Source organism: Pseudomonadota bacterium (assembly GCA_023229365.1).
GTDB lineage: Bacteria > Myxococcota_A > Polyangia > JAAYKL01 > JAAYKL01 > JALNZK01.
The window spans coordinates 1-9,585 of the sequence record JALNZK010000164.1; the positions used below are offsets into that span (position 1 = coordinate 1).

Consider the following 9,585-nt stretch of genomic DNA (forward strand, 5'->3'; position numbering starts at 1 on the left):
ATCGCCTCGCCGAAGTCCGCGCAGTCCAGGTCGTCCGACAGCACGGTCGCCGTCGCGTCCGGGCGGAACCCGTCGTCGTCCCCGTCGAGGTAGCACAGCTCGGCAGAATCGCAGTTCTGGTCCACGCCGTCCGCCGGGAGCTCGGTCGCCACGGGGTTGATGGCGGCATCGTCGTCGTCGCAGTCCGTGACGGGATCCGTCGACACCGCCTCGCCGAAGTCGGCGCAGTCCGCGTCGGCCGACGCCACGGTCGACGTGCCGTCCGGGCGGTACCCGTCGTCGTCGGAATCGAGCCAGCACGTCTCCGCGCCGTCGCAGTTCTGATCCACGCCGTCGCCGGTGAGCTCGACCGCGACGGGGTTGATGGCGGCATCGTCATCGTCGCAGTCCGTGATGGGATCCGTCGACACCGCCTCGCCGAAGTCGGCGCAGTCCGTGTCGGCCGACGCCACTGTCGACGTGCCGTCCGGGCGGTACCCGTCGTCGTCGGAATCGAGCCAGCACGTCTCCGCGCCGTCGCAGTTCTGATCCACGCCGTCGCCGGCGAGTTCGGTCGCCGCGGGGTTGATCAGCTCGTCGTCGTCGTCGCAATCCGCGCCCGTGCAGCCGTCCCCGACCCCGTACCCGTCGTCGTCCACGTCGACACAGGGATCCGTGCAGTCGTCGATGGAATCGGAATCGAGGTCCACCGAACAGTCGACGTTGCAGGTCGCGGCGGCGTCGTTGCAGTCCGGGCCGAGGCACGTGTCGCCCGCCCCGCCCGCCGAGCCGTAGAGGTCGCCGTCCCAGTCCAGGCATGTGTCCGCGCAATCGGCAACGCCATCATCGTCGATGTCGGCCACGCAATCGGTCGTACAGGTCGCAACGTCGTCGTTGCAGTCCGCTCCCGTGCAGGTGGTCCCGGCGCCGTAGCCGTCCGCGTCGACGTCGATGCAGGTGTCCTCGCAATCGGCAACCGTGTCCTCGTCGACGTCGGTCGCGCAGTCGGTCGCGCAGGTCACGGAATCGTCGTCGCAGTCCGCGCCCGCGCAGCCGTCCCCGACGCCGTAGCCGTCGGTGTCGAAGTCGACACAAGGGTCGGCGCAATCGTCGACGAAATCGAGGTCGATGTCCGTTGTGCAGTCGGTGGTGCAGGTGTCGATCGCGTCGTCGCAGTCCTCTCCCGTGCAGGCGGTCCCGAGGCCGTAGCCGTCCCCGTCGACGTCGATGCAGGAGTCCTCGCAGTCGGCGACGGCATCGTCGTCGATATCAGTCGTGCAGTCGGTCGCGCAGGTCGCGGCGTCGTCGTCGCAGTCCCCGCCCGTGCAGCCGGCCCCGACGCCGTAGCCGTCCTCGTCGACGTCGATACAGGTGTCCAAACAATCCATCACGCTGTCGACATCGAGATCGACATCCGGCACGCCGCAACCGCAGACACCCGGCTCGGTCTTTTCCGGATCTTCCGGGCACTCGTCGACGGGGCCGGCATCCGCGTCCGTGTCCGTATCGGTGTCCGTGTCCGTGTCGGTGTCCGTGTCGGTGTCCGTGTCCGTGTCCGTGTCGGTGTCCGTGTCCGTATCCGTGTCTGTATCTGTGTCCGTGTCTGTATCCGTATCGGTGTCGGTGTCCGTGTCCGTATCCGTGTCGGTATCCGTATCAGTGTCGGTATCCGTGTCGGTGTCCGTGTCGGTATCCGTGTCCGTGTCGGTATCGGTGTCCGTGTCGGTATCCGTGTCGATATCCGTATCGGCATCCGTGTCGGTGTCCGTGTCGGTGTCCGAATCAATATCGGAATCGCTGTCCGTGTCGGTGTCGGTGTCCGTGTCCCCGCCGTCCGGATTCGCGTATTTCTTGTCGTCGCCGCAGCCGAAGAACCCCAGGCTCATCAAGGAGCACATCACCCACAAAACCGAATTTCTCATGGCGGATCTCCTTTCACGCGACACACGCAGCTGGAACAAAATATTACACCATTATTGATGTCTTCAATGGGGGTTTTACATTAAAGAACGAAAATGAGAAATCGACTGCGCGCCGCCTCGTCGCGCGCTACCATCTCATCGGTTTCCCGATGCTCGAGAAGATTCTCATCACGGGCGCCCTGACGGCGATCCTCTTGGCCGCTGCTGCGGGTGTCTCCGCCCAAGTCGCGCCACAACCCGCCGCGCAACCGGCGGCCCAGCCCACGACAGACGCGCGGGACGGGTTCGATCTGAGCGCGGACGTCGGCGCCGGCGTGCTCGAGTTCTTCCACCTCGACGTCACCTACCTCACGTCGGGCAGGCAGCTCCGGCGCCTGCTCGCCTTCGGGGTCGGCGTCGGCGGCTTCCCGCTCGACAAGGCGCTCAGCGTCCTGATGAAGACGGACGATCTCAGCGCCTCGGCGCGGATGCAGGGGATCACGCTCAAGGGGAGCGTCGAGACGCAGCTCGTGTCGTTCCGCCTCTTCGGGCGATGGTTCCCCTTCCGGAAGGCGTTCTTCACAGAGCTGTCCGGCGAGGCGTGGCGGCTCCGCGTGAAGACGGTCGGCACCGTGACTTCGGATGACTACGGCGAGCTGATCGAGGTGAAGGCCAAGGCCGAGGTCTGGGTGCCGATGATCGGCCTCCACGGGGGCTGGCGCATCCTGTGGAAGAACGGCGCGTTCCTGGAGATCGCGGGCGGGCTGAACGTCTTCCTCTCTCCGGGCGCCGAGGTGACGCTCGGCGGCACGACGATCGACCAGCTCGCCGGCTTCGAGGAGGCGCAGGCGACCTTGAGCCAGACACAGAAGTTCCTGAGCGACGCGGTCGAGGACGGCGCCAACAGGATTACGAAAAAAGTGAAGGTCTTCCCCACCGGCACGCTGCGGTTCGGATGGGCTTTCGACGCCTGGTGATCTACAATCCGCTCATGAAGAAAATCATGTCGACGACCCTCGTGGCGGCGGCGATCCTCGCGGCGGCCCTCCCGGCGCGGGCCGAAGGCGCGGCGCCCCCGGCGTCCGAGAAGCCGTTCTTCGGGCTCGACGCGGGTGCCAAGGGCGGCGTGGGCGGCAACTACCTGACCCCGCCGGACGACGTGCCCACGGGTGCGATCCTGTACGACGACGGCGCGGGCGGCGTGGGCGGTGGCGGCGGGCTGTACGTCGAATTCCGCGCGCTGTGGGGCCACCTCGGGCTCGAGCTCGACGTGCTGTTCGAGGCGAACAAGAACTGGAGCAACATCGAGTTCAACAACCTCGTGAAGACCGACTGGATCACCCGCTTCAACACCGTGCGCATCCCGCTGCTCCTCGAGGGGAGCGTCGAGAACGACCTCATGCGCGGCTCGCTCGGGATCGGCCCGGAGTTCGTGGTCGGCACCAAGGCGAGCACCGACATCGAGGTCACGGACGGCGCGCAGTACGTCGATGACGCCGACCTGGATCGGGTGCGCGCGCACTTCCGCGCGAAGGAGCAGACCGACACGTTCCTGTGCATCGGCGTGGGGCTCGCGTTCAAGGTCTGGCGCCTCGCCATCTCGCTCGACATCCGGTACGCGTACAACGTCGGACAGCCGAAGGAGTACCTGGATCGCATGAGCTTCGAGGGGACCGGCGACGACGCGGTGACGACCGCCATCGCGTCGAGCACCATGGACCTGCGGCTCCTGCTCGGGATCGCGTACGAGGTGAAGTTCGGGAACTTCTGAGCGGATCGAACCGCGTCCCAACTACTGCAATACGTCTTTCGGACGCACGACCTCGAGGTGCTCGAACCTCCTGAAGTGCGTGTCGAACGTGACGACGCGGCGCACGTCGTGCTCGCGCATCAAAGCCGCGAGGTGGCAGTCGTGGACGAAATTGCCCGCGACGCTCCCGGCCTCGGCCGCGGTCCGCTCGAGCACCGAGAGATGATCCTGTGTCTCCGCGATGATCTCCAGGCGCGGTTGCGTGAGGTAGGGCGAGATCGCGGCGACGGCCTCCCCCCACTTGAGGGGCCTCGAAAAGACCCGCGGGTGCGTTGCGACGCGGAGGAACTCGTAAATGTTGACCCAGCTCAAGCACCACGGTGACGACGAGCCGAGAAGCCTCTCGGCAAAGGCGCGGCATTCGGCGTGCGCCGGAAGCTGCCGGATCGTCGCCGCGAGCAGGACGTTCGTGTCGACGAGGAACCTCACGGTTCGCCCATCGCGGCGTCGAGCGCGTCGCGATCATTGACGTCAACGAGCACCTCGCCGACGTCGTACACCTTGAGCTTGGCGCGCCGCTCGATCTTGTCCGCGGTCTTCTCCTTGAGCGCGAGCCGCAAGAGGTCGTTGACCGTGTGGGCGAGGCTCTTGCGCTCGTCCGCAGCGCGCCGCCTGAGCTTCCGCGCAACGTCGTCCTCCAATGAAAGCGTGGTTCGTTGCATCATGGCACCTCTCTCTATGCATCAATATGCTAACGCTTGGAACGAGAGAAGGCAAGGCCGCGGACGAAGCCCTCAGTACCCTTCGCACAGTGCGGGAGGATCCCCTTCGAAGTACTCCGCCGCCCGCGTGAGGAAGTGGCCGCCGTCGGTCTCGGCGGTGGTCATGCACGTCGCGCCGGCGCCGAACGCGATTCCGAGCGAGCCCGCGGCCGCGAATTCGTCCGGGTGGTCGAAGAAGTAGTCGACCCGGTTGTCCTCGTACTCGTCGCACTCGTTCGGGAGCCCCATGTGACCGTACGGCACCTGCCACCACAGCGGCGCGAGCTCGAGCGCCTCGCCCAGCGCCCGCACCCAGGCGATCGCCTGCTCGAAGTCGGGCAGCGCCGCGTTGGTGTCGTCCCACCAGGCGCCGTCGAACGCCGCGTCGCGGTCGCCCTGCTCCACCACGACGAGATCCGCGTCGGCCGCGCCGATCGCCGCGAGGAACTCGGCGGTCGCCTGCGCGTCGGCCTCGACGTCGAACCCCGGGTCGGTGTTGGAGAAGGCGTCCCAGCCGGCCGCCCACGCCGACGCGTGGAAGCCCACCAGCGCCGAGGGCGCCTCCTCCCGCGCGATCGCCAGCATGCAGCGCGCGAAGCCCGCGAGGTCGTCGCCCAGCTCGTCGCACTCCGGCGCGTCCGCAACCGAGAGGTCGGCCGGGATCGCGGTCGGGTCCGCGTCGACGTGCTGCCCGTAGCCCCAGAGGTCCGGTTCCACGTGGACGATCGTGCGGACATCCGGGCTCTCGTCGATTACCTGCATCAGGAACCGGAAGTCCGCGAGCAGGTCGCGCACCTTGGCGCCGTCCTGGAGCTCGGCGATCTCCGGATCGCCCTCGACGTAACCGGCCACGGAGAACCAGATGTAGTACGTGATCATCGGCACAGCGCCCGCGGCGGCAACCGCCGTGACGAAGTCGGCCACGTACCGACCAGGCGGGTCCAGGTCGTACTGCCAGCAGCCCCACCACTCGCAGCCGACCGCGTTCTCGCACGACGAGCCGTTGACCTCGCAGCCCTCGGCGCAGCTCGCGCACGGGCCGCCCTCGGGCACGTCTCCTGCCAGGTAGCGGTAGCGGAGGTCGAACGGCGCCGCCGTGAACGAGTCGTCCTCCATCGAGCCGCCGAGCGCGAGGTGATCCCACCCGAGCTCCGCGCCGAGATCGCCCGCCGGGCACGCCGCCCCGCCGTCGGCGTCGGAATCGGCGTCCGTGTCCGTATCCGCGTCGGTATCGGAATCGGAGTCCGTGTCCGAGTCCGCGTCCGTATCCGCGCCCGCGTCGCCCGAGCCGTCGCCGTCGCCGCAGCCCCACGCGGCGAGCGCCAGCGCCAGCAGGCTTCCGAGAACAACTGTTCTGTTTTCCATGAAAAAAAAGATCGCACGAATGGCGCCGGCTTGGCTACTCCCGAATTTTCCGCTGCACGAGCTCGACCGCGTCGGCGACCTTGATCCGCTCCTGGCGCATGTCGTCGCGGGTGCGCAGCGTGACCGTGTCGTCCTCCCGCGTCTGGCCGTCCACCGTGATGCAGAACGGCGTGCCGGCCTCGTCCTGGCGGGCGTAGCGCCTCCCGATCGCGTCCTTCTCGTCGTAGAAGGAGTTCACCGACCCGCGCCAGAACTCCTTGACGATCTCGCGCGCCTTGCCCGTGAGCCACTCGTCCTTCTTGACGAGCGGCAGCACCGCGGCCTTGATGGGCGCGAGCCTGGGGTGCAGGCGCAGCACGACGCGGCCCTCGGCGCGGCCCTCCGACGGCGGCTCCTCGTCGTACGCGTCGACGAGGAACATGAGCACCGAGCGCGTGGCCCCCGCCGCGGGCTCGATGACGTACGGCAGGAAGTGCATCCCCTGCTTGCCGGTCTCGGGGTTCGGCCGGTTCGGATCGAAGAAGGTGAGCTTCTTGCCCGACGCCTCCTGGTGCTTGCGCAGGTCGTAGTCGGTGCGGTTCGCGATCCCCTCGAGCTCGTCCCAGCCCCACGGGTACTGGTACTCCACGTCGTAGCAGCCGCGCGCGTAGTGGGCGAGCTCGTCCTTCTCGTGGGCGCGCAGCCGCAGGTTCTCCTTCTTGCAGCCGAGCCGCACGTACCAGTCGAACCGCTCGTCCTTCCAGTAGTCGAGCCACTTGTCCGAATCCTCGGGCGCGCAGAAGAACTCCATCTCCATCTGCTCGAACTCGCACGAGCGGAAGATGAAGTGCTCGACCGTGATCTCGTTGCGGAACGACTTGCCCTGCTGGGCGATCCCGAACGGCAGCTGCAGCCGGTACGTCTGCTGCACGTTGAGGAAGTTGACGAACATCGCCTGCGCGGTCTCGGGGCGCAGGTAGACCGTCGAGTCCTCGGACTCGAGCGGCCCGAGGTTCGTCTTGAACATCAGGTTGAACTGGCGCTCCTCGCTCAGCTCGGGCGAGCCGCACGCCGGGCAGACGTACTTGCGGTCGGCGATCCCCTTGATGGTCTTGCCCTCCTTGCGGTAGGTGACCTCGCTCCCAATCTCGACGACCGGCGCCTTGTCCGCGCGGAACCGCTCCTTGCACAGCTTGCAGTCGACGAGCGGATCGCTGAAGCCGCTCACGTGCCCGGACGCCTGCCAAACGCGCGGCGACATGATGATCGACGCGTCGATCCCGACGACGTCCTCGCGCTCGTGGACCATCGAGCGCCACCACTCCGCCATCACGTTGCGCTTGAGCTCCACGCCGAGCGGGCCGTAGTCGTAGCAGGACTTCAGGCCGCCGTAGATCTCCGACGACTGGAAGACGAACCCGCGCCGCTTGCACAGGCTCACCACCTTCTGCATCACGGGAAGCTCCTCGGTGCCGCGCCTCTTCTTGTCATCGCTCATGTCGTGTGCTCCTTGGAAATGCGTCCGCGGAATCTACTCGACGGCACCCAAAACGTCCAGAGAGCGTCCCGCCCCGCCCCCGGCCGGAATAGCCGCGGCCCCCGTCGCGTCAAAGCGACATGACGCGTCCTTTCGCACTCCTCGTCGCGCTCACGTCCTGCCTCGTCGCGACGGTCTCGGCCGCGGAGCAGCAAGGAGCGCGTCCGCTCGGCGCCGACGAGCTCTCGGCCTGGAAGGCGATCCGCCCTTCCCTCGCGATCCGGACCCGGATCGACGGCGGCCGGCTCCTCGCGAAGAAGGCGGTCGCGATCACGAGCGGCCAGCGGCTCGCCCTCGCGGTCGACGCCAAGGATGGCGCGGCGATCCGGTGGTACCTCGTCCTGCCCGATCTCTCGCGCAACTACGCGAACGCGGCGCCGCCGTGGGAGCCGAACGCCTACACCTGGACCGGGATGGACGCGATCGGCTACGTCCAGATCGAGCTCGTCGGCCTCCGGGACCGCGCGGAGATCGAGCCGTTCGCGGGACCTCCGATCCGCGAGGCGATCGACGCGCTCCCGAACGCCAGCGGCTTCTACCACGCCGACGTCGGCACGTTCTGGTTCGCGGCGGACGTCGCGTTCGACGGGAGGAAGGCACGCACGCGGGGTGCGGCCGACGTCACGGACCGCGGCATCGCGGCGGCGGTCACGCGCGTCGCCGTACGCGGGGACTCGAGCTACAAAGGCGCGCTCGAGGGGTTCTACAACGTCGCGGGGCTGTTCGGCTCCACCACCTACCAGGCGGCGCGTCACATCGGCGCCGACTGCGCGGACATCCTGATGGCCGCCCACGCCGAGTGGCGCAAGCGGCCGCTCGCCACGAACTACAACGTGCAGCAGCTGACCCAGAAGCTCCGGAGGATCGCCGAGCTCGAGGTCGCGGACGGCGCGCCGTCGGAGGCGCTGCGCTGGGGCGGGGAGATCGCGCCCGGCGACTTCATCGCGGTCAAGTACGAGGGGTTCAAGAAGTTCGTCCACGTCGGCGCGCTCGCGAGCGACGACGACGGAGACGGGCTCCTGAGCGCCGCGGATCTCGTCCTCCACGCCGGCCCGGACCCGCTCCACCTGACGCGGCTCGGCGACGGCGCGTTCGACGGCCAGGTCGTGATCCTGCGGCCCGCCCAGCCCGCGCACCGTTGACGCTGACCTGTGCGGATGCGAACATCCGGGCATGATAAGAAATGCCGTCGTCACGATGGGCGCCCTCCTCGTCCTCGATTCTCTCGCGGCATGCTCGTCCGCGGCACCGCCCGCCGCGCCGGAGTCGGCGGCATCGACGCCCGCCGTCGGCGCGGGCGCCGAAGAGACGCCGGCCGAGGCGTTCGAGCGCGCGTGCGGCGCGAGCTCGCGGCTGCCGCGCGTCATCGAAAAGCCGCTCACGAGCCTGGGGCGCAGCCCGCACCTCGCGGCGCTCCTCGACGGCGGGTTCCTCGTCGCCGGCGAGCGGGAGGGCTCGTCCGTGAGCCTCTCCCCCCCGCGCTCCGTCGTCGTCGTGCGGCTCGACTCCGAGGGCACGGTCGCGTGGGAGATCACGCTGGTCCACCCCGCGGGACGGCTCGCCGCCCTGGCGATCGCGGAGACGTCCGACGGCGGGTTCGCGGTGCTCGGGCGCACCGAGCTCACGCGCGAGTCGCGCTCCTACGGCTGGCTGACCAAGCTGGGCGCCGACGGGAAGACACTCTGGCGGGACTTCTTCGACGCGACGAGCGGCATGGACGCCGGGAAGGCCGACAGGTTCCTGCCCAAGCTCGCGCCGTACGCGTTCGAGCGGCTGGAGTTCACCGAGGCCGGGAGGTTCGTCCTCTCGGGCGCGGGCGGTGCGACCGCGGAGATCGACACCATCGGCGCGCTCGGGACGATAACGCCCGGCGGGGGCCCCGGGGGGCCCTTCGAGGAGGAGCCCGCGGCGCAGCTGCCGAGCGGAGGAAAGGCGGTGGTGGCCACCCTGAGGGCGGAGGAGCTCGGCCGGAGCTGCCTGAAGCTGCGCGTGCTCGACGCCGACGGGAAGCTCGTGGCCGAAGAGCCGCTCGCGGCCGAGACGCAGCCCGGCGATCGCGCGGCCGTCGCCGCGGTGGGCGCTTACAAGGTCGCCGTCGCGTTCGCGGACGTCGGAGCGCTCGTGCTCGTCGTGCTCCGGACGGAGAGGTAGGCGCGCGGCGGCGGATCCCCTCGGCCCGCCTTCACGCGGGAAGGCTCAGGAGCACGTTCCGCAGCCTGCCGAGTCGACCTCTTCGACGCAGACGCCGTCCCACGCGGTCTCGCAGCAGTAGGAGTCGAAGGCGCACACGCACGCCTCGATCGTGTCGTCCGA

At 68.5% G+C, this 9,585-nt stretch carries 9 protein-coding genes; 4 read left to right on the plus strand and 5 right to left on the minus strand.

Going from position 1 to position 9,585, the window contains the following annotated elements; translation table 11 throughout:
- The coding region (locus tag M0R80_29175) for a hypothetical protein (protein ID MCK9463711.1) at positions 1–1,901 on the minus strand (1,901 nt) is incomplete at its 3' end.
- Positions 1,902–2,050: 149 nt separating this feature from the next.
- Between M0R80_29175 and M0R80_29180 the strand changes: the two genes are divergently transcribed.
- Entirely contained in the window at positions 2,051–2,857 is an 807-nt protein-coding gene (locus tag M0R80_29180; protein ID MCK9463712.1) for a hypothetical protein, read from the plus strand.
- Positions 2,858–2,871: 14 nt separating this feature from the next.
- Complete coding sequence (locus M0R80_29185) at positions 2,872–3,651, plus strand: hypothetical protein (GenBank protein ID MCK9463713.1); 780 nt, start codon at positions 2,872–2,874, stop codon at positions 3,649–3,651.
- 21 nt (positions 3,652–3,672) lie between these two features.
- On the opposite strand, the gene M0R80_29190 is transcribed toward M0R80_29185, so the two are convergent.
- The 4 genes from M0R80_29190 to M0R80_29205 form a co-directional block, all read right to left on the minus strand.
- Positions 3,673–4,119: a PIN domain-containing protein gene (locus tag M0R80_29190; protein MCK9463714.1), complete on the minus strand. Its 447-nt coding sequence runs from the start codon at positions 4,117–4,119 to the stop codon at positions 3,673–3,675.
- Positions 4,116–4,355: a hypothetical protein gene (locus M0R80_29195; GenBank protein MCK9463715.1), complete on the minus strand. Its 240-nt coding sequence runs from the start codon at positions 4,353–4,355 to the stop codon at positions 4,116–4,118. The genes M0R80_29190 and M0R80_29195 overlap by 4 nt, the downstream gene beginning before the upstream one ends.
- Before the next feature lie 69 nt (positions 4,356–4,424).
- Entirely contained in the window at positions 4,425–5,756 is a 1,332-nt protein-coding gene (locus M0R80_29200; protein MCK9463716.1) for a hypothetical protein, read from the minus strand.
- Positions 5,757–5,790: 34 nt separating this feature from the next.
- On the minus strand, positions 5,791–7,233 hold the full coding sequence (locus M0R80_29205) for a glycine--tRNA ligase (protein ID MCK9463717.1): 1,443 nt from the start codon (positions 7,231–7,233) through the stop codon (positions 5,791–5,793).
- A gap of 119 nt (positions 7,234–7,352) precedes the next feature.
- Here M0R80_29205 and M0R80_29210 point away from each other — a divergent pair, with 119 nt between their 5' ends.
- Together M0R80_29210 and M0R80_29215 are read left to right on the plus strand one after the other, a co-directional pair.
- Positions 7,353–8,414, plus strand: a complete 1,062-nt coding sequence (locus tag M0R80_29210; protein MCK9463718.1) for a hypothetical protein — start codon at positions 7,353–7,355, stop codon at positions 8,412–8,414.
- Between the two features lie 31 nt (positions 8,415–8,445).
- Positions 8,446–9,423 (plus strand): hypothetical protein, encoded by a 978-nt coding sequence (locus tag M0R80_29215; protein MCK9463719.1) that lies wholly within the window; start codon positions 8,446–8,448, stop codon positions 9,421–9,423.
- Positions 9,424–9,585: the final 162 nt, after the last annotated feature.

Coding starts and splice junctions, on each gene's coding strand:
- M0R80_29210 (MCK9463718.1), top strand. CDS start 7,353: ATGACGCGTCCTTTCGCACTCCTCGTCGCGCTCACGTCCTGCCTCGTC.
- M0R80_29205 (MCK9463717.1), bottom strand. CDS start 7,233: ATGAGCGATGACAAGAAGAGGCGCGGCACCGAGGAGCTTCCCGTGATG.
- M0R80_29200 (MCK9463716.1), bottom strand. CDS start 5,756: ATGGAAAACAGAACAGTTGTTCTCGGAAGCCTGCTGGCGCTGGCGCTC.
- M0R80_29180 (MCK9463712.1), top strand. CDS start 2,051: ATGCTCGAGAAGATTCTCATCACGGGCGCCCTGACGGCGATCCTCTTG.
- M0R80_29185 (MCK9463713.1), top strand. CDS start 2,872: ATGAAGAAAATCATGTCGACGACCCTCGTGGCGGCGGCGATCCTCGCG.
- M0R80_29195 (MCK9463715.1), bottom strand. CDS start 4,355: ATGATGCAACGAACCACGCTTTCATTGGAGGACGACGTTGCGCGGAAG.
- M0R80_29215 (MCK9463719.1), top strand. CDS start 8,446: ATGATAAGAAATGCCGTCGTCACGATGGGCGCCCTCCTCGTCCTCGAT.